The sequence below is a fragment of the Lysobacter sp. F6437 genome, assembly GCF_052547215.1.
Genome location: NZ_JBQWRB010000001.1, coordinates 315669 through 336608, shown reverse-complemented (window position 1 = coordinate 336608; position 20940 = coordinate 315669). Strand labels below are relative to the sequence as shown.

Sequence of the window (20940 nt, the reverse complement as noted above, 5' to 3'; positions counted from 1 at the left end):
ATCGGGAGTCGGCGCGGACGAACGGTTTCCGATCGCGGCTGAAGCCGCTCCTACAAAGGCAGGGAGGTCGCTACCAGCGCGTCGGTTTGCTCAAAGGGGGCGCTTCGCGCTGGCGGTCGTAGGCGCGCAGGTCTTCGCGGATCTGGCCGATGCGCTGGCGGCCGAGCACTTCGCGCTGCTCGTCCAGCACCAGGCCACCCAGCAGCTCGGCCATGCGCTCGGCAGTCGGCAGCATGGTCTCCCATGCGTCCAGCGCCGCCACCGGGGCCGGCAGGGTCAGGAAAAACGCAATGGCCGGGGTTTCCAGCGACTGGATGTCGGCCATGTCGAAGTTGCCCGGCTTCATGATGTTGGCGACGCTGAACACCGGGCCGCGCTCGGGATGGTGCTCGACCAGCCGGTGGAACACGCCCATGTAGCCATAGACCAGGCCGGCCTTCTCGGCCGCGACGACGATGTCGGGCCCATGCAGTTTCTCGCCGGCTCGCGCGGCCAGGTAGACGGTCACGATCTTGTCGAACTCGTCGCTGACGCGGCGGCCCAGTTCGCTGTTTGCACTCGCCGTGGCGGGGTCCTGCGTGCGGTCGAACAGTTCCAGTTCGGCCTGGGCGGTAGCATCGCCAGGAGCATCGGTATCGACACCCAGCTCGCCTTCGAGCTGCTCCCCGAGCGTCGGTTCCCGGCGCTCGCCGTGGGCCGCGCCATCACGTGCGACGCGCTTGCCCTGCCCCGGCTTGCGCGGGCGGCCGAAGAACACGATCGCGGCGATCAGGACCAGTCCGGCAATCAGGATTCCGATCCGCAGCAGGGTCACGTCGGACATGTTTACTCCTTATGAACTAGGCGGATGGATCAGGCCGCGCCGACGAGGCGGGTCGCCTCGGCCAAGTCGACCGAAACCAGGCGGCTGACGCCCGGCTCGCGCATGGTCACGCCCGACAACTGCTGCGCCACTTCCATGGTCGCCTTGTTGTGGGTCACGAACAGGAACTGTACCTGTTCGCTCATCTCGCTGACCATCGCCGCGAGGCGGCCGACGTTGGCTTCGTCCAGCGGCGCGTCGACCTCGTCGAGCAGGCAGAACGGCGCCGGGTTGAGCTGGAAGATCGCGAACACCAGCGCCACCGCGGTCATCGCCTTCTCACCACCCGACAGCAGCGAGATGTTGGACACGCGCTTGCCGGGCGGGCGCGCCATGATCGCCACGCCGGTGTCGAGCAGGTCGTCGCCGGTCAGCTCCAGATACGCGTGGCCGCCGCCGAACAGCCGCGGGTACAGTTGCTGCACGCCGGAGTTGACCCGGTCGAAGGTGTCCTTGAAGCGGCCGCGGGTCTCGCGGTCGATCTTGCGGATCGCGTCCTCGAGGGTCTCCAGCGCGCTGGTCAGGTCGACGTTCTGGGCATCGAGGTATTCGGCGCGTTGCGCGGCCTCGGCGTGTTCGGCGATCGCGGCGAGGTTGACCGGCTCCAGCCGGCGCAGCCTGGCGTCGAGCTCGTTGACGGTGCGCTCCCACGCCTGTGGCTGCATGTCGTCGGTCAGGGTGTTGACCACGTCCTCGAGCACGAAACCGGCCTCGACCACGGCTTCGGACAAGGTTTCGGCTTTGAGCACCAGCGCCTGCTGGTCGAGCCGGCGCTGGCCGATCGCCTCGCGCTGCTGCAGGGCCTGCTCGTCGCGCTGCTGGCGGGTCTGCTCGAAGCGGCGCAGGTCGTTGTCGATGCCGTCGAGCTCGGTGCGCGCGGCGGTGAGTTTCTGTTCGGACTGGACGCGTTGCTCGAGCGCGACCTGGCGTTGCTCCTCCAGTTGCACCACCGGGGCGTCGCCGTCGGCGAGTTGCGCGGCGAACTCGCCGAGGCGGGTGTCGAGCTGGCCGCGCTGGCCGCCCATGCGGTCGAGCGCCTGGGTCAGCGAGGCGATCTGGGCGCGCTGTGACTCCAGCGTCAGCGCCAGCGAGTGGGCGGTGTCGCGCGACTCGCGGGCCATGCTGCGGGCCTGGTCGCGGGCCTCGGTCAGGCGGCGGCGTTCGGCGTCGAGTTCCTGCCGGGTGTCCTCCAGCTCGGTCATCCGCATGACCGCCTCTTCCTGGCGGCTGCGGGCCTCGCGGCCCTGCTTGCGGGCGCCGTCGAGCGTTTCCGACAGCTGCGCCAGTTCGGCCTCGATCTTCTCGATCCGCCCACGCGCCGAATCCAGCCGGCCCTGCTGGCTCTGCAACTGGCCGGCCAGCTCGGAGACGCTGCGGTGGGTCATGTACAGCGTGCGCTGGGCGTCCTCGCGCTGCTGCTCTGCGGCGAGCAGGCGGTCGCGCATCTGGGTCAGGCCGGACTCGAGTTCCTGCTCGCGCGACTGCAAGGTCTCGATCTGCTCGCGCAGCGTGTTGATCTCGCGCTCGCGCAGCAACGCGCCCTGCTTGGCCGCGCCGGAACGCAGCACCCGCATCCAGCCGGCGCCGAGACGCTCGCCGTTGCGGGTGATGACCGACTCGCCATCACCGAGCCCGGGCAGCAGCGCACGCGCGGCCTGCAGGTCGTCGGCGGCATGCAGCTTGGACAGGATGCGGCGGATGGCCAGCGGGCCGCGGACCTTCGAGGCCAGCGAGGTCGGGGCGAAATCGACCGGATCGTTCTGCGCCGCGACCAGCGCCAGCCGGCCGTCGCCGAGCTCGCCGATCGCATCGACCAGGGTTTCCGGCGCCTCCACCAGCACGCCCTCGATCAACTGGCCGAGCGCGCTTTCGACCGCGTTCTCCCAGCCCTCGTCGACCGTCAATGTCTCGCCGACCCGCGTCGCCGAATCCAGCCCGCGCGCCCTCAGCCAGTCCAGCGCGGCGCCCTGCTCCTGCCCGAGCGCGGCGTGCTGCAGGGTCTCCAGCGACGACAGCCGGCCGCGCACGGCCTGTGCCTGCTTGCGGACCTCGGCCAGTTCCGACTGCATGCCGCGCTGCTGTTCCTGCAGGCCGCCGACTTCGGATTTACGTGTTTCCAGCGTTTCGGTGAGGCTGTCGAGCGAGAGCTTGCGGGTTTCGTGTTCTTCCTCGAGGCCGGCAAAGGCGTCGGCCAGCGCGGTCAGGTCGAGCCCGGTGCGTTCGCCGGTCAGTGCCTCGCGGCGCCGGTCGGCGTCCAACGCTTGGCGGTCGAGATGCTCGATCCTGGTGCGCTCTACATCGGCGGCGCGGGCCGCCTCGGACTGCGCGCGGCTGTGTTCGTCCCAGCGCTGCTGCCAAGTGGCCAGCGCCGATTCGGCGTCGCGCAGGGCGTCCTGGCGGGCCTCGTCCTCGGCCTGCAACTGCTCCAGCCGCGGCTCGTCGTTCTCGATCGCGGCGGTCAGCACGTCCAGCCGCGACTGGTCGGAACCGATGTGCTGGGCGATCTCGGCCAGCGCCGCCTCGGCCTCGTCGCGGGCCTTCTGCAGGCGGGTCGACATCTCGCGCTGGTGCTGGATCTGCTGCTCGATCCGGGCCAGCGCGCCTCCGACCTCATAGCTTTCGCCCTGCGCCTTGTTGAGCGCTTCGGCGGCTTCCTCGCGGCGCACGCGGCCGGTCTCGATCTCGCGCTCGGCCTCGCGCTGCTCGGCGATCAGCTGCTGCAGCCGGGTTTCCTGCTGCGCCAGCTTCTCGCGCTGGGACTGCAGCTTCTGGTCGAGCGCACGGTGCTCCAGCGCCTTCCACTCGGCATCCTTGACCCGGCGATCGGCCTGGATGGCCTGGTACTGCTCGGCCTGGCGGGCCTGGCGCTTCAAATGTTCAAGCTGCTTGCCGACCTCTTCGCGCAGGTCGCCGAGGCGGTCGAGGTTCTCGCGGGTGTGGCGGATGCGGGTCTCGGTTTCCTTGCGGCGCTCCTTGTACTTGGAGATGCCGGCGGCCTCTTCGAGATACACCCGCAGGTCCTCGGGCCGGGCCTCGATGATCTGGCTGATCATGCCCTGCTCGATGATCGAATAGCTGCGCGGCCCCAGGCCGGTGCCGAGGAACAGATCGGTGATATCGCGGCGCCGGCACTTGCTGCCGTTGAGGTAGTACTGGCTGGCGCCGTCGCGGCTGACCAGGCGCTTGACCGAAATCTCGTCGAACGCGCCGTACTCGCCGGTGATGGTGTGGTCGGCGTTGTCGAAGATCAGCTCGACCGTCGCCTGCGACACCGGCTTGCGCGCCGAGGAGCCGGCGAAGATCACGTCGGTCAGCGAATCGCCGCGCAGGCGGCTGGCGGAGCTTTCGCCCATCACCCAGCGCACCGCGTCGATGATGTTGGACTTGCCGCAGCCGTTGGGCCCGACCACGCCGGTCATGTTGCTCGGCAGGTGCAGGGTGGTCGGGTCGACGAAGGATTTGAAGCCGGACAGCTTGATCGTGGACAGACGCATGCGTCGCGAGAGCCTCTGGGACGCCGGTAGGGCGACGCCGTGGATTTCGAAAAAAGATCAGGTTATGCGCGTATCCATATGATTTTGAACAATATGGACCGCGCGAACGCGGATCGGACCTGATCGAGTATAGCGGCCCCTGCGCCGACGCCGCACGGGGCTGGGCGCGCCTGTGGATTCGCTGCCGCACGCCCCCGTGCGACCTGCCCGTTACCAGTCGAAGCCCATCGACAGCTTGAAGGTACGCGTGGGCAGCAGGATCCCGTCGCCGTTGCGGGTGCCCCAATCCGCGCGACCGGCGCCCGGGCCACCGCGATCGTTCTGGAAGTCCGTCCAGTTGCGCCAGTCGAAGGCATTGATCAGGTCGAACCGCACCCAGGGCGAAAGGTCGGTGCCGGTGTCCCAGCGCTTCTGCAGCGCGATGTCGAACTGCTTGAACCCCGTGTGCGGGGTGTACGGATCGAAGAAGCAATGGTCATTGCTCACGGCGGCGAAGCAGTTGACCGCATCCCGGACCGGCGCCGTGGCCAGGGTCAGCTTGCCCGACGCGGTGATGCCCCATGGCGCGTCGTAGATGCCCGTGGTCACCAGGCGATGGCGGGAGATGCCGACCGAAGCCAGCATCGGCTGCCCGTCCAGCCCCGGGTAGTCGAACAGGTAGTGCTCGTCCGAGTTGGCCGCGTTGAGGCGGTTCTCGCTGGCGTCGCTGTAGGTGTAGGCCACGGTCACGCCCCAGCCAGAGTCCTGCGTGTACGGCTTCTCCAGCGACAGCAGCAGGCTGTCGAGTTCGGTCTCGATGCCGTTGCGTGCGATCAGCAGGGTGCCGTAGCCGGGGATGGCCTCGCCCCAGGGCTGGTTGCCCCAGGTCGCGCCGGGATTGGCCGGGTCGCGGAAGCTGCCATCGGCGAAGCGGTTGCCCAGCGCGAAGTAGATGCCGTCGTAGCTGCGGATATGCGCCAGCGTGACCGAGGTATGCCAATCCACCTGGCCCAGCGCGACGACGTTGCGCATGCCGAGGCTGAACTGGTCCGAGTAAGGCGTCTTGAGGTCGTTGTCGATCAGGTTGACCTCGGCGCCGAGGTTCGGATTTGCGGCCGCCAGTTCCTCCAGCCGTGCCGGGTCGAGGTAGCCAGGGTCCCACGCCACGCAGTTGCCCTCGCCCACCGTGCACGGGTGCTCGGCCGTATTGAAGCGGTACTGGTAGCTGGGGAAGGTGTGCTTGGACTGCTCCAGCGCGAGGTAGTCGAACAGGTTGCGGTCGTAGGCGCGGCCCGCTCCACCGAAGATCACATGCCGGCCGTCGGCGTTCAGGTCATACGAGAAGCCCAGCCGCGGCTGCCAGGCGTCCTTGAACGCCTTGCGGTTGTTGCCGGTCGATATGAAATCCTCGATGTCGTAATCGGTGTCGGCGATGTTGCCCCAGCCGCGCAAGGCGGTGGCGATGCCTTCGTCGGTCACGTAGTCGAGGAAGCCGGGCGTCTCCTCGTAATCCCAGCGCACGCCAAGGTTCAGGGTCAGGCGCTCGTTGACCTCCCAGTCGTCCTGGATGTAGATGCCGAACTGCTTGTTGCCGGACGTGACACGGCGGTCCGCGGTGAGCGTGCTGGCGTTGAAGTCGACCTGGTACGGCACGGTCGGGTCGCCGGCGATGTCGTAGCGGAACTGCGGGTTGTACGGCTGCTGCTCGAACGCCTCGACGTCGATCTGCTTGTACTTGATGCCGACCTTGATCGTGTGCCCGCTCCAGCCGTACCAGGTGAAGTCGTTCTGCAGGCCCAAGCCTTCCTGGCCCTTGTCCTGGTAGTCGGCGCCACCACCGGCGGCGAGGATCTGCCGTTCCTGCGGGTTGCCCTCCCCGTCCAGCGGCCAGGTGTAGAGCAGGTAGCCCGGCGCGATCACCTTCGAGCGCGGGTTCCAGTAGCTCTCCTCCCAGGTCAGGTGCGCATCATTGAGCCAGTCGGTGGCGTTGACCTGCCAACGCAGGTCGAGCCGGGTCTCCTGGTTGTTGTCGGCTTTGGCCCGGCTCGCGGTATTGATCCCGCTGTCGAGCAGCAGACCGGTTTCCTCGCGGCGCTTCGCGGTCAATTCCAGCAACTGGGAGTCACTGGCCTGCCAACTCAGCTTGCCGAAATAGAGATCCTCGTTGAACCGCGCCTGGTTGCTGCCTACCAGCGGGCGCAGGTGCTCCGGCAACTGGTCGACGGTGAAATCCTCGCCGATGCGCACCTCGCGCGGCTGCGAGAAATCCTTGGCCTCGTAGGTCAGGAAAAAGTGCAGGCGGTCACGGACGATCGGACCACCGAAGGAAATACCGTACTGCTCCTCCATCGACGGCACCTTGGCCCCGTCCGCCTCCTCGCGCGGGGTCGGCTCGCGCCACTGGTCGGACGTGCGGTCCCAGAAGAAGCTGCCGCCAAACTCGTTGGTGCCCGAGCGGGTCACCGCGGTTACCGCGGCGCTGCTGATCTGGTCGTACTCGGCCTTGTAGTTGGAGGTGATGACCTTGTACTCGCCGATCGCCAGCTGCGGGAACGGGTTGCCGCGGCTGCTGTTCTGCCCGCTCAGGCCGCCCTTGGTCACGTAGTTCTTCTGGCCGACACCGTCGATGAACACGTTGACGCCGTTGGATGACTGCGCGCCGCTGCGCAGGCTGCTGTAGCCACTCTCGCCGCCGCTGACGAACTGCATGCCGGGCACCGTGTCGGCGAAAGCCAGGAAGTTGCGCGAGGCCTGCGGCAACGCCTCGATCTGTTTCTGGGTGACGTAGGTCGCGACTTCCGAGGTCCGGGTTTCCACCAGCGCGGTGGCATTGACCTCCACCGTCTCCAACTGGGTGTCCACCTCACCGGTTGAGGTTTCGTCCAGGCCACCGGTGGCGAGGTCGAGGGTGGCGACCTGGCCGACCTGCACGGTCACGACCTGCGAATCGGTGCGCCCATCCGCCACCATCTCGACCCGGTACTCGCCCGGCGGCAGCCCTGCCAGCGAATAACCGCCATCGGTGTCCGCGTTGACGCTGCGGGTCAGGCCGGTGGCCACGTTGGTGGCGGTGACCCGGGCGTTGGCGGCCGGGGCGGCGTCCAGGGTGACCTCGCCGCGGATCGTGGCTGCGGTGCTTTGGGCCAGCGCGAGCGGCGCGGCAGCGGCGGCCAGGCATCCGGTCAGGGCGACCACAAGCAGTCGACGGGCGGGACGGGCAAACGACGGAACGTGCGGCATGGGGCTCTCGCTGGCTTGGCGGGTACAAGCGCCATGCCGGCGTGAAGACGGGACTCGATGCACACCGGCATGGCGGCCGCGGATTGTCGCTATCCGCCCGTAAGAGCCTGTGACGGCCAGGTGAATCGGCAGCCGATTCAGTCCGTGTGCCGCGGAATACTTATGGCAGTACGGGCTTGAACGGGCGCACCTCGGTGCGGCCGTAGACACCGGCAGCGGTATACGGATCTTCGTCGGCCCAGGCCCGGGCGGCTTCGAGCGACTCGAATTCGGCCACCACCACGCTGCCGCTGAAACCCGCGGGGCCGGGATCCTGGGCGTCGATCGCCGGACATGGTCCGGCCAGCAGCAACCGTCCGGCTTCGGCCAGCGCGGTCAGGCGTGCAAGGTGTTCCGGGCGCGCCGCCCTGCGCTGGTCCAACACGTCCTCGCCGTCATATCCCTCGATCACGTACCACATGTACACGTCTCCCCTGCCTGGTCGGCTCATGCCCCGGCCGGGGCTGGGCGGATTGTAGCGGCCACGCAGCCCGTGAATCCCGGCCACAACCCCGCTGGACAGCCGTTTCGCCAGCCCGTACCCTACATGTCATATCGAGGCCGGAAGCAGCGGCCCGTCGCGACCCGGCCCACGCCATCGCGATGTCCGTGCCCCCAACACGGTCTGCTGCCCACCACGGCCCGCACTCGACGAATCCATGCCATCCGCCGCCACGTCCCCGACGCGGCGCGCTTGCCCGAACCGTACGAGCGCAAACCGGTCCGCTGTCCTCGCCGGACGCATGCCACGCACCAACCGAGTTCCACTGTTTGCGCCACGGTCCGGAGGGGCCGGCCCCGCATGATCAATGACCCCGCGCCCGACGCGACCGACGACAACGTGTCGGCCGACAACGTGGCCGAGCAAAACCAGACTCCCCCGGCAGCGGCCGGCCCCGAAGCGGCGGACGCAAACCCGGCGCCGGCCCGGCCGCAGCAGGCGGAAATGGCGCTGGCGATGGTCCACGGCCAGCCGGTGCTGCAGATCCCGCAGGACCTGTACATCCCGCCGGACGCGCTGGAGGTCATTCTCGACGCGTTCGAAGGCCCGCTGGACCTGCTGCTGTACCTGATCCGCCGGCAGAATCTCGAGATCCTCGACATCCCGGTGGCCGAGATCACCCGCCAGTACGTTGACTACATCCAGGCGATGCACGAGATGCGCTTCGAGCTCGCCGCCGAATACCTGGTGATGGCCGCGATCCTCGCCGAGATCAAGTCGCGCATGCTGCTGCCGCGCGCGGTCAACGAGGAAGGCGAAGAGGAAGACCCGCGCGCCGAGCTGGTGCGCCGGCTGCAGGAGTACGAGCGCTTCCAGAAGGCCGCCGAGGACATCGACGCCCTGCCCCGGCAGGATCGCGACACCAGCCCGGCACAGGCATTCGTGCCGGACCGGGCCTCGATCAAGCTGCCGCCGGAAGTCGACCTGCGCGAGATGCTGCTGGCCCTGCACGACGTGTTCAAGCGCGCCGAGCTGTACACCCAGCATGCGATCAAGCGCGATGCCCTCAGCGTCCGCCAGCGCATGGGCGAGCTGCTGTCGCGGCTGGAGGACGGCGCGTTCCACCGTTTCGAGAGCCTGTTCGAACCGCGCGAAGGCAAGCAGGGCGTGGTGGTCACTTTCCTCGGCCTGCTGACCCTGGCCAAGGAGCAGTTGATCGAGATCGTGCAGGAACAACCCAAGGACAGCGCCGGCAGCGAAACCCCGCTGGCGCCGATCTACGTCAAGTCGCTCGCGCTCAACACCGACCCGTCGGAACTCAAGCTCAGCAGCGAGTTCGACGACGCCGCCAACGACGACGCCTGAGTCGCCAACAGAACGAACTGCATGGACCAGACCCTGATCACCCGCATCATCGAGGCCGCCCTGCTCGCGGCCAACCAGCCGCTGACGCTGGCGCAGCTCAACGGGCTGTTCCCCGACGACGAGCCGGCGCCGGCCGGCAGCGTCGGACAGGCGCTGGAGACGCTGCAGGCCGATTGCGCCGAACGCGGTGTCGAGCTGGTCGAACTGGCCTCGGGCTTCCGTTACCAGGTCAAGGCCGACGTCCACCGCTGGGTCGCGCGACTGTGGACCGAGCGCCAGACCCGCTACACCCGGGCGACGCTGGAGACGCTGGCGCTGATCGCCTACCGCCAGCCGATCACCCGCGGCGAGATCGAGCAGGTCCGCGGCGTCGCGGTCAGTAGCAACATCATCCGGGCGCTGGAAGAGCGCGAGTGGATCCGCGTGGTCGGCCACCGCGACGTGCCCGGCAAGCCGGCGCTGTTCGGCACCACCAAGGTGTTCCTCGACTACTTCGGGTTGAAGCGGCTGGACGAGCTGCCGCCGTTGTCGGAGTTGAAGGACATCGGCGAGCTGGAACCGCAGTTCCAGTTCGATGGCGAGGACGGCGAGAAGGACGCGCCGAAGACCATCGAGGCCGGCGGCATCGGCAGCGATGGAGAAAGCGACAGCGACGCTGCAGGTGCGGCCAACGATGGTGAAGACGCCACGGTGTCGCCGGCCGACGAAGCCGATGTCGACACTTCCATCGACGCCGGTGACTTCGGTGACGCCATCGAGCCCGAAACCCAAACCGACGCCGCGCCGGACCCTCGCGCGGACGAAGCGGACGAATCCGCACCCCAAACCCACGACGCCGAATCCTCGACCGTGGACGAGCAACCCCAGGATGACGACGCCGAACTGGCCTCGTCGGAGCAATTGAAATGACTGAAGAAACACGCAACAAGCTGTCCCTCAAGCGCGGCAGCGACGCCGGCAACGGTGCCCCGCGGCTGGAGGAACGACTCCACAAGGTATTGGCGCAGGCCGGGCTCGGCTCGCGCCGCGCACTCGAACAGCGCATCGCCGACGGCCTGGTCAAGGTCAACGGCGCGGTCGCACAGGTCGGCCAGAGCATCGGCAGCGGCGACAAGGTCGAACTCGACGGCCGCCAGTTCGTCGCCAGCGCGCTGGTCGAGCCCTCGCGCGTGCTGATGTACAACAAGCCCGAAGGCGAAGTGACCACCCGCGAGGACCCCGAGGGCCGGCCGACCATCTTCGAGGCCCTGCCCGCGCTCAAGGGCGCGCGCTGGATCGCGATCGGCCGCCTCGACATCAACACCACCGGCCTGCTGCTGCTGACCACCGATGGCGAGCTGGCCAATGCGCTGATGCACCCGTCGTTCGAGGTCGAGCGCGAGTACGTCTGCCGCGTGCGCGCCCCGGAAGGCCAGGACCGCGTGCCCGACAACATCCCCGACCGGCTCAAGCGCGGCGTCGCCCTCGACGACGGCCCGGCCAGGTTCGACGATATCGAGCGCATCGGCGGCACCGACTCGCATGACTGGTTCCGCGTGGTGGTCAAGGAAGGCCGCAACCGCGAAGTGCGGCGCCTGTGGGAATCGCAGGGCTGCCAGGTCAGCCGGCTCAAGCGCATCAGTTACGGCGATGTCTCGCTGCCGCGCGAACTGCTGCGCGGGCAGTCGCAGGAGCTGGAAGGCGACAAGGTCGAGAAGCTGCGCGCCGACCTCGGCCTGGAGGACGGTGCCCCCTCGGCGCTGACCCTGCAGCCGGTGATCGGCCAGCGCAAGGCCAGCAAGTCGACGATCAACCTCAGTGGCCGTGGCAGCAGTCCCGGTTACGTGGGCGGCCACGTCACCACCGCCGATGAAGGTCGCGAACTGCGCCGCTTCGACAATGTCCGCGAGGACCGCGGCGGCCGTGGTCGCGGTGGCCCGAAGCGCCACGGCGGCCTGACCGTCAGTGGCGAGGCCGCGGCCAAGCAGTCGCAGAAGCCGTTCAAGCAACGCAAGGACAAGGGGGCCCGTGCCCTGCCCGACGGCAACCCGGCCGCGTTCCGTACCTGGTACGTGCCCGACGGCGTCGAAACCGGCCCGAGCGGGCATCGCAACGCCGATGGTCGTGGTCCGAAGAAGCCGTATGGCAAGCCCGGTGGACGCTCCGGTGGCGGCGCACGCCCGGGAGGCGGTGGTGGCGGATACCAGGGTCGCAGCGAGCGCGGTCCGGGTGGTGGTGGCCAAGGCCAGGGACAGAGCCAACGCGCTCCGCGTCCCTACGGCCACCCCGGCAACGCCCCGACCTTCCCGTCGGACCACGCCAATCCCGGCGGCTTCAACCCGTACGGCGACAAGTCGCGCAGTGCGCGACCGTCCGGTAAGCCCGGCGGTCGCCCGGGCGGCCCGCGTCCGGGCGGCAACAAGCCCGGCGGTCCGCGCCAGGGACCGCCGCGCGGCGGCAAGCCCGGTGGCGGCAATCGCGGGCCGCGCAACGGCGGCTGACTTCAGACCGTAAAAAAGGCGCCTTTCGGCGCCTCTTTTTATTTCTTCAGCGTGCCGTTGAAAGCCACTGGATGATCGTCCTTCGCAGAACGACACTCGAATGTCACAACCCTCCGCGTGGTATCGCATTGCGCGCTGGCAGCGGAACTGCAGGTCATCGCGCGATCATCCAGTTCGATGGCGCGAGCGTAGCCCTTGGACTCGCATGTCCGCAGCGCTGTCTGTCGCGCCTTCGCATCGTTGCCCCGTACGCCGGATTGCGATACCAACTCCAACCGATCCGACTGACTGGCATCCAGCACTGCCCAATCGCTGGTAGTGGTGGCACAGCTGGCCAGCAGGATCGTCGGTATCAAAAAGCCCGCATGCATCTTCATCGTCATTTCCTCCGCTGAAATCGATGGGGTCGGCTGAACCTAGCACAGTTCCAGCCGCGCAGCAGGACCATCAGGCATGGCCCCGCACCAGTTTCAACGTGGGATGGCGAGGTCGGCAGCCTCCAATGGAGCGTCCGATTTGCCGCGCGGGGTGGTTTCGATCACGGCGTCGGCCGGCAATGGCGTGCCGTCGTGCAGGTGCTCCCAGGTCCGGTCCAGCGCTTCGTAGACATACGGCAGCAGCGGCAGGTACTGCGCACCGTAAACCGGCAAGCCCAGGAAGGCGTCGAAATGCTGGGCGTTGCGGACCTGCCAGTAGCGAACGTCGCGCTCCGCCGCCTGCGCGGCGGCCACGTACGGCGTGCTGCTGAAGGCCGGCGGGATCAAACCGTCGTCGAGGCCGTGGACCACCATGATCGGCAGGCCTTCGCGCGGCAGGCCGGCGCGGATTTCCTCGATACCGGCACGGACGCGGTCGGCATTGGCACCCTCGCCAATCCACAGTGCCCGCAGGCATTGCAGCTGCGCCAGCGGCGCGGTTGCATCCGTCGTCGGCGCGATGATGCCGACGCCCGCGCCCGGCGGAATGCCGCCGCCGTCGGCCGTCCAGGCGGCGCGTTCGGCTGCGGTTGCCGGTCGTGGCGTACCGTCCTTCTCCTGCGCCGCGAACGAGTAGCCACAGGGATGTTCGTCCACGCCATGGCGGCCGTAGGCGGAAGCGTAGGTCACCGCCACCGCGCGCCACAAGTCAAAGGCGACGCTGATCGAGCCGGCGCGCATTGCGGCGTCGGTCCAGCCATTCGCGCGCAACGTGTCGTAGGCGGATTTCTGCTGTTGCTCCAGCGTCGAACCGGAGACCAGCCCGGCCTCGGCCAATGCCGCGCAATGCGCCGCCGCGGTCGGCATCGGCGGGATGCCCAGTGCGGGCAGCGCGCACGGCATCAGCAGCGCCGCCTCGGTCATGTAGTCGTACAGCGGCCGCGCTCCGGCGACCTGCACATTGGGTTCGCCGGCGACGACCGCATCGAGCCAGTCGCCTTCGAGTTCCGCCGCGCGCAGCACCGCGCCGCCGCCGTTGGAGACGCCAACCGCGATCACCGTGGTGTTGTCGAATGCGAATGGCGCTGCATCCGGGAAGGCCTGGTCGAGCGATTGCAGCGCGAACTCCGCAGCCTGCTTCACGTGGCGTCCCCAGTCGGCCTCGGGGTTGTCGCGCGAGTGCGCGTGCTTGACCGCGATGCCACTGCCGGTCCCCGGTTCCGGCACGAACGCCAGCGGCTGGTCCGCCGACGGCGCGCCGATGGTGCCGTCGAGGCGCACGCCCAGCCCCGCATCGAGGTCGAAGTAGTCGTTGCCGTTGCCCTTGTCGGTGTAGGCCACGGCGCAGCCCTTCGGCAGCGCCCACGGCCCCGCGACGGCAATCGCGCCGAGCACACCACGTGAGCCGGACGCCGGCGCCACCACGATGCAGCGCGCCTGCTGGTCGAAATTGTCCGGCACCTGTACCAGCACGCGGTGTGGCTGGCTGGCGCCCGGGACTTGCGCGAGCGCCTGGAACTCGCGCCCCGGCACCGCCGCAACGTTGCCGTACAACTCGCCATAGCCACCGCCTGGCGCGAGGTCGGCGATGCCGCGCCAGTTGCTCCAGACCGCACGGCGACGCAATTCGGCCGGCGTCGGCGCAGCGGGATCGGCGAACCCCGGCGGGGTCATCGCACGCAGGCCGTCGAGTCCAAGGCCGGCGGTCAGCAGATCATCCTGTCCCCGGTGCTCGGTGACGGCGATGGCTGAAACCAGGTTCGATCCGGACGTCGGGGCCATGTCGTCTGCGGAAGTGGCGTGGGGAACGGAAGTCGCGCAGCCGGCCAGCAGGACGACGGCGCCGACCACCGGGCGAATCGGCGCGGAGAGATTGAGCAAGGGCATCTTCATGCCGCAACCCTAGCAAGCCGCCACGACCGCGCCATCGTACCTTCGTACCACGCCGGCCGTGGCGGCGCTTGCTAGTCTGGGCGCCAGTCCGCACACCACCGCCGATGCCCGCCCCGCAATGCCCGCGCTACTGATCGCCGATGACCATCCGCTGTTCCGGGCCGCCCTGCGTGGCGCGGCGGCCGACGCCGTGGCCGGGCTGGTGGTGCATGAGGCGGAGTCGCTCGACGGCGTGCTGGCGGTGCTGGAATCGGAACCCGACATCGACCTGGTCCTGTTGGACCTGCACATGCCCGGCAACCACGGCCTGGCCGGGCTCGCCGCGATCCGCGCGCAGTACCCGGGCGTGGCGGTGGTGGTGGTGTCGGCCAATGACGACCCGCGGGTGGTGCGGCGTGCGCTCGACCACGGCGCCGCCGGTTACCTGCCCAAGAGCTCCGGGCTGGACGAACTGCGCGATGCGATCCGCGCGGTGCTGGCATGCGAGCAATGGCTGCCGCCACCGTTGCGCGCCGCGGTTGCGCGCACGCAAAGTTCGAGCAGTGATGCCGACCTTGCGGCGCGGCTGGCGAGCCTGTCGCCGCAGCAGTTCCGGGTGTTGACCTTCGTGGCGGAGGGGCTGCTGAACAAGCAGATCGCCGACCGGCTGGAGGTGCAGGAGCGCACCGTGAAGGCGCATCTGTCGGCGATCTTCGAACGGCTCGGCGTGCGCAACCGGACCCAGGCCGGGGTGGTGCTGCGGGAGCTGGAGCTGAGTGATCCGTCGCGGCGGATCGAGGGCTGATCGCCCCGGTCATTTATCCGACTGGACCCGGGCGTTTGTAGGAGCGGCTTCAGCCGCGATCGTGAAATCGTCCGCCCGTACCGACTCCAGATCGCGGCTGAAGCCGCTCCTACAGTGGCCCCGCGGTGGCGCGGATTTCGGTCGCGGCGATCAGGCGGTCGAGGACGGACTTCAACGCGAGCGGCTTGAGCGGCTTGGCCAGCAGCGAGTAGCCGGCTTCCAGCACCGCGCGTCGCACGGCGTGGGTTCCGTCGGCGCTGAGCACGAGGGTCGGTCGAGGGCCGTATCGCTGACCAAGGTCGGCTGCCAGCGCGACGCCGGTATCGCCGTCGTCGAGGTGGTAGTCGAACAACCACAGTGATGCCGGCCGCGCCGTCATCTCCCGTTCGGCGCCGGCACGATCGACCGCGGTCGCCACTTCGCAGCCCCACCCGCGCAGCACGCCGGCGAGGGCATCCAGCGCCTGCGGATCATTGTCGACCAGCAGCACGCGCAGGCCGATGAGTCCACGCGGGGCACGTGGCGCTGCAGCCAGCATGGGCGCACGTACCTGCCCCACCCGCACCGCGAACACCGTCCCGCGCCCCGGCGTGCTGCGCAGGTCCAGCGGCACGTGCAGCAACTGGGCGATGCGGTCGGCGATCGACAGGCCGAGCCCCAGGCCCTGCCCCGGCGCATCGTCGCCGCGACGGAACTCGTCGAAGATGGCCCGTTGCATGTCGGCCTCGATGCCCGGCCCGGTGTCGTGGACCTCGATCCGCAGGCCATCGCCGTCGCGCCGCACCCCGAGCAGCACGCCACCGGCCGCGGTGTAGCGCACGGCGTTGGCAAGGAAGTTCTGCAGCACCCGACGCAACAATTGCGGGTCGCTGTGCACCCACGCCGCGGTGCCGACGAAACGGAATACCAGCCCGCGCGCCGCCGCGATCGCGCCGAACTCCGACGCCAGTGGCTCGAGTACCTCGGCCAGGGGGAAGTCGCGCGGCTGCGGCACCAGCCCGCCGCCCTCCAGCCGCGACATGTCGAGCAACCCGGTCAGCAGGTCGCCGGTGGAATCCAGCGCGCCGCCGATCTGCGCCAGCACGCCGCGCTGGGCCGGCTCGCACAACTGGCCCGACAACGCATCGGTGAATAGCTGCGCGGCATGCAACGGCTGCATCAGGTCGTGGCCGATCGCGGCGAGGAAGCGGCTCTTGCCGTCGTTGGCGCGCTCGGCCTCGCGGGTGGCGACCTCGAGCTCGCGGGTCCGCTCGACCACGCGTTGCTCGAGGGTTTCGTTGGCCTGCAGCAGCCCGGCCTCGGCGCGGCGAAACGCGGTGACGTCGGTATAGGTTGCAACGAAACCGCCGCCCGGCATCGGGTTGCCACGGATCTCGACGATGCTGCCGTCCGGCATCACCCGCTCGGTCAGGTGCGGTGTACCGGCGCGCATGAACGCGAGCCGCCGCTGCAGCGCGCGTTCCAGGTCGCCGCGCGGCGGCAGCTGCTGCAAGGCCCAGCGCGACAGGTCGGCGATCGGGCGGCCAACCTGCAGCAGCTCGCCGGGAAAACCGAACAGTTCGGCGTAGCGGCGGTTCCACGCCACCAGCCGGAGTTCGGCATCGACCACGCTGATGCCCTGGCTCATGTTCTGCAGCGCCGCCTCGAGCACGCGCTGGTTGAAGCGCAGGTCGGCCGAGGCTTCGCCCACGATCGCCGCAACGGTATCGAGGTCGCCGGCCTCGCGCCGTGCCGCGTCGAGCAGCACCCGCGCCGACGCCGACCCCAGCACCGCCGCCAGTTCGCGCTCGACGCCCGCCTCGACCTGCGTGGGCACCGCGCCCATATCGGCGACGCCGCGCAGCAACTCCGCCACCCGCTCGCGCGGCAGGAACCGCATGCCGGCGTCGCGCAGGCTCTTCGCGTCCAGTCCGCGATAGGCGCGTCGGGGCATATCGCGGCGCCACACCGCTGCCAGCACCGTCGCCAGCGTGCCGAGGGACAGGCTGGCGCCGACCGCACGCCCCAGCCGACTCCAGCCGGTCAGGCCGAACAAGCCATCCGGCGCCAACCAGCCCAGCCCGAGCGGACCGCCATCCACCCAGCCCGGCGTATCGCCGCCCAGTTCGAACACGGTCGGCAACAACAACACCCATGCCCATGCGGCGAACCCGACCACGATCCCGATGACCGCCGCACGTGGCGGCGTCTGCGGTCGCCACACCGCGAACCCCAGCGCCGGCGCCAGCGTCGCCAGCGCCGAGAACGACACCGCACCGACATCGGCCAGCGCCTCGCTGCCCGCCACCAGCCGGCTGTAGGCCCACGCCAGCAGCATGATCACCACGATGCCGGCGCGGCGCAGCGCCAGCACGCTGCCGCGCAGGTCGCTGCCGTCGTTGCGCGACCACGCGCCGCGCAGCAGGCCGGGCGCGAACCAGTGGTTGCCAATCATCAGGCTCAACGTCAGCGTGCTGACCACGACCATGCCGGTCGCCGCGCTGAGCCCGCCGAGGAACGCGAACAACGCCAGCCCGTCCTGCCCCAGCGACAAGGGCAACGCCAGCACGTAGAGGTCAGATGGCACCGTGTCGCCGAGCAGCGCCGCGCCGGCGGTCGCCAATGGCAGCACCGGCAACGCGATCAGCACCAGGTACAACGGGAACTGCCAGCGCGCGGTGCGCACGTCGCGCTCGTCGCGGCACTCGACCACGCCGATGTGGAACTGGTGCGGCAGGATGAACATCGCCAGCGCACCCAGCAGCACCAGTGGCATGAAACCGCCGACCGACGCCACGGGCGGGGCCTCCGCGATCACCTCAGGCAGGCGATCCAGTCCAAACCAGACGAACGCCCCGATCGCCAGCATCGCGGTCAGCTTGAACACCGACTCCACCGCCATCGCCAGCACCAGCCCGCGGTTGTGCTCGGTCGCGCTGGCCCGGCGGGTGCCAAACAGCATCGCGAACAGCGCCATTGCCAGCGCCACGTACAGTGCGCTGTCCTGCCACGCCGGCGCCACGGTGCCGCCGTCGCGCGTGGTCAGCATCGCGAAGCTCATCGCCACCGCCTTCAGCTGCAGCGCGATGTACGGGATCAGGCCAAGCGCGGCGACCAGCGTCACCGTCGCTGCCAGCCATGCGTCCTTGCCAAGGCGGGTCGCGATCAGGTCGGCGATCGAGGTCGCGTTGGTCTCGCGCGCCAGCCGCACCAGCTTGATCATGAAGCCGACCGCGAGCGCGTAAAGCAGGATCGCGCCAAGGAAGGTCGGCGGCAACGGCCAGCCGTAGCGCGCGGCCTGGGTGACGGTGCCGTAGAAGGTCCACGAGGTGCAGTGCACCGCCAGCGACAGCGCGTAGACATGGCGCCAGTGGCGCGACCACAGCGCCGGCCGGCGCTCGGCGTACAGCGCGACGCCGAACATCAGCCCCAGCCAGGCCAGGCTGGCGAGGGAGACGGTGGTGAAGTTCAGCATGGCGCGAGAATACCCCGGCCCCGGGCCCACTCCCCGGAACCGTCTCCTTCGCAAGCAAAAACGGCAACGACGGGCCGAAGCCCGCCGTCACCGCCCGACCGGGGGTCCCCGGTTGTCCCGGACCTGCCGTCAGAAGTCGTAGCGCACGCTCAACGAGTACTGACGCGGCGGGCCGTAGAAGCCGGTCATCACCCCAAGCGCGGTGTTGAGGTTGTAGCCGGTGGTCCGGTACTCCTCGTCGGCCAGGTTGGTGCCCTGCAGCTTGACCGACCATGGCCCGCCGCTCTTCCAGGTGACGCCCGCGTTGACCAGTCCGTAACCGTCCTGGGTGATCGGCAGCGCGCCGGTGCGGACGATCTCGGTGGTCGCCACCACGTCGCTCTGGTAGCTGTAGCCAACGCGGGTCGACAGATTGCCGCCGCTGGCCAGGTCGGTGCGGTACTCGAGGTTGAGCGCCCCGGAGAACTCCGGCGCGTTGGTGAACTCCTGCTCGTCGGCGATGTTGGCGCCGGCGTACAGGAACTCGTCGTACTTCGCGTCCAGCCACGCCAGGTTGCCGGAGACCAGCCAGTTGCGGGTCGGCAGCCACTGGTACTCGGCCTCCACGCCATTGACGGTGCCCGAGCCGGCGTTGGTGAAGTCGCCGAAGAACGCGTCTTCGGTGCCATCACCGTTGCTGTCGAACGCGGTGAACACCGACAGCTGGATGTCCTCGTACTTGTTGTGGAACGCCGCCAGGTTGAGGAACAGGGTCTGGTCGAGGAAACCCATCTTGCTACCGATCTCGAAGCTGTCGACCACCTCGTCGTCGAACGGTTCGGCCGAGCGCGGCACCGCGGTGGCCTGCGCGCGGATGTTGAAACCGCCGGACTTGAAGCCGCGCGACGCCGAACCGTAGACCATGATGTCCGGGGTCACCTGGTAGTCCAGCGAGACCTTCGGCGAGGTGTTCTTGAAGTTGATGGTCTTGTCGAACTCGGCGACCGTCGCGGTCGGCACGCTGTAGGTGTCGTCGGTGTAGCCGCGGTTGAGCACCACCGCGTTCTTGTCCTCGTCGGTGTAGCGCGCGCCGACGTTGAGCGCCCACTGGGTGCCCAGGTCGAAGGTCCAGTCGGCGTACAGCGCGACGCTCTCGGTGTAGACCGTGCCCTGGGTGTCGCCGAACAGCAGGTTGAAGAAGTTGTTGAGCACCTGGCCGCCGGCTTCGCCGTCGAATGCGTACAGGCCCATCACGCCACGGGCGCGGCCGCCGGCATCGAAGTTGGCCTGCAACTCGTGGCTGACCTGCTCGTCGCTGTAGAACGCCTTCACGTCGGCGATCTTGGCCGGCAGGGTGTCGAAGTCGATGTTGGTCTCGGTGTCGGACTCGCGCTTGGCCAGCACGTACTTGAAGGCCCAGTCGTCGTTGGCACGCCAGTTCACCGTCGCCGAGGCGCCGGCGATCATGGTGTCGTTGATGTTGGGCATGCCGTTGCGCACGTCGTAGCGGCTGTCCATCGGGTCGAAGCCCGGCACGAACCGGTTGGGCGCCAGCATCTTCGCCCCGCGCACGCCGGACTGGTCGTCCATCCAGTCGAATGCGAACTGGATGTCGAGGTCCTCGCTGACATAGGCGCCGAGGTTGGCGCGCAACGCGAGGATCTCCTTGTCGCTGACTTCCTGGTCGGTCAACGTGTTCTGGCCGAAGCCGTCGCGGTTGAGGCTGGCCACTGCCAGGCGTGCACGCAATGCTTCGCTGCCTCCGATCGGGCCACCGACGGCCGCCTTGACGTCGAGTTGGTTGTAGTTGCCCACGGTGACCTCGGCGAAGCCGCCGAAGTCCTTCGGCAGGCCACGCGAGATGTACTTGATCGCGCCGCCGATGGTGTTCTTGCCGTACAGAGTGCCCTGCGGGCCGCGCAGCACCTCGATGCGCTGGACGTCGAACACGTCGAGTAGCGCGCCCTGCGGACGGGCGATGTAGACGTCGTCCATGTAGATGCCGACACCCGGGTCCACGCCCCACAGCGGATCGGACTGGCCGACGCCGCGGATGTAGGCGGTGATGGTGCTGCTGGAGCCGCGCGCGGCGTAGATGGTCAGGTTCGGCACCTGCGCGTCGAGGCCGCCGAGGTCCTCGACTGCGAGCCGGTCCAGCGCATCGGCGGTGAAGGCGGTGACCGCGACCGGCACGTCCTGGATGGTTTCCTCACGCTTGCGCGCGGTCACCGTGACCGCGCCCAGGTTGGTCGCCTCGGCCTGCTGCGCGGGTGCTTTCGCGGGCGTGGCGGCATCCTGCGCCCATGCCGCCGGCGCAAGCAGCGCGCAGGCAATGGCGACGGTCAGGCCGCTCCGACTCAAAGTGTTTCGACTCTTGGCGTTGCGACCCATCAGAACCTCTCCCCAGATAACCGGATGCGTGCTCACCGGCGCGGGGCCGGTCGGCGGAGAATGCCGCCATGACGGCAAGACTAGGAGCCGACGCCGGCCGGGACAGCTGTACCTTCGGACAA

At 68.8% G+C, this 20940-nt stretch carries 11 protein-coding genes and 1 pseudogene; 4 read left to right on the top strand and 8 right to left on the bottom strand.

Annotation, left to right across the window (positions count from 1 at the left end; genetic code table 11):
* Positions 1-70: 70 nt before the first annotated feature.
* From zipA to ACT9F5_RS01455, 4 genes are all read right to left on the bottom strand, one after another.
* Entirely contained in the window at positions 71-823 is a 753-nt protein-coding gene (zipA, locus tag ACT9F5_RS01470) for a cell division protein ZipA (RefSeq protein ID WP_445118173.1), read from the bottom strand.
* 29 nt (positions 824-852) lie between these two features.
* Positions 853-4356, bottom strand: coding sequence for a chromosome segregation protein SMC (smc, locus tag ACT9F5_RS01465; RefSeq protein WP_445118172.1), 3504 nt, complete (start codon positions 4354-4356; stop codon positions 853-855).
* A 210-nt stretch (positions 4357-4566) separates the two neighbouring features.
* Complete coding sequence (locus ACT9F5_RS01460) at positions 4567-7575, bottom strand: TonB-dependent receptor domain-containing protein (RefSeq protein ID WP_445118171.1); 3009 nt, start codon at positions 7573-7575, stop codon at positions 4567-4569.
* 160 nt (positions 7576-7735) lie between these two features.
* Positions 7736-8035, bottom strand: a complete 300-nt coding sequence (locus tag ACT9F5_RS01455; RefSeq protein ID WP_445119466.1) for a YciI family protein — start codon at positions 8033-8035, stop codon at positions 7736-7738.
* A gap of 381 nt (positions 8036-8416) precedes the next feature.
* Between ACT9F5_RS01455 and ACT9F5_RS01450 the strand changes: the two genes are divergently transcribed.
* The 3 genes and pseudogenes from ACT9F5_RS01450 to ACT9F5_RS01440 all read left to right on the top strand — a co-directional run bounded on the left by ACT9F5_RS01450 (position 8417) and on the right by ACT9F5_RS01440 (position 11901).
* Positions 8417-9421: a segregation/condensation protein A gene (locus tag ACT9F5_RS01450; RefSeq protein WP_445118170.1), complete on the top strand. Its 1005-nt coding sequence runs from the start codon at positions 8417-8419 to the stop codon at positions 9419-9421.
* Between the two features lie 21 nt (positions 9422-9442).
* Positions 9443-10303 (top strand): annotated as a pseudogene (scpB, locus tag ACT9F5_RS01445) (SMC-Scp complex subunit ScpB); the annotation flags it as partial.
* A 23-nt stretch (positions 10304-10326) separates the two neighbouring features.
* Complete coding sequence (locus ACT9F5_RS01440; protein ID WP_445118169.1) at positions 10327-11901, top strand: pseudouridine synthase; 1575 nt, start codon at positions 10327-10329, stop codon at positions 11899-11901.
* Between the two features lie 38 nt (positions 11902-11939).
* On the opposite strand, the gene yecR is transcribed toward ACT9F5_RS01440, so the two are convergent.
* A complete protein-coding gene (gene yecR / locus ACT9F5_RS01435; protein WP_445118168.1) occupies positions 11940-12278 on the bottom strand; it encodes a YecR family lipoprotein in 339 nt (112 codons plus the stop codon).
* Positions 12279-12371: 93 nt separating this feature from the next.
* A complete protein-coding gene (locus ACT9F5_RS01430; protein WP_445118167.1) occupies positions 12372-14210 on the bottom strand; it encodes a 3-hydroxybutyrate oligomer hydrolase family protein in 1839 nt (612 codons plus the stop codon).
* A gap of 118 nt (positions 14211-14328) precedes the next feature.
* Here ACT9F5_RS01430 and ACT9F5_RS01425 point away from each other — a divergent pair, with 118 nt between their 5' ends.
* On the top strand, positions 14329-14994 hold the full coding sequence (locus ACT9F5_RS01425) for a response regulator (RefSeq protein ID WP_445118166.1): 666 nt from the start codon (positions 14329-14331) through the stop codon (positions 14992-14994).
* Between the two features lie 109 nt (positions 14995-15103).
* Here ACT9F5_RS01425 and ACT9F5_RS01420 read toward each other — a convergent pair whose 3' ends face one another.
* Positions 15104-18448, bottom strand: coding sequence for a PAS-domain containing protein (locus tag ACT9F5_RS01420; RefSeq protein ID WP_445118165.1), 3345 nt, complete (start codon positions 18446-18448; stop codon positions 15104-15106).
* Between the two features lie 129 nt (positions 18449-18577).
* On the bottom strand, positions 18578-20818 hold the full coding sequence (locus ACT9F5_RS01415) for a TonB-dependent receptor domain-containing protein (protein WP_445118164.1): 2241 nt from the start codon (positions 20816-20818) through the stop codon (positions 18578-18580).
* Positions 20819-20940 lie beyond the last annotated feature (122 nt).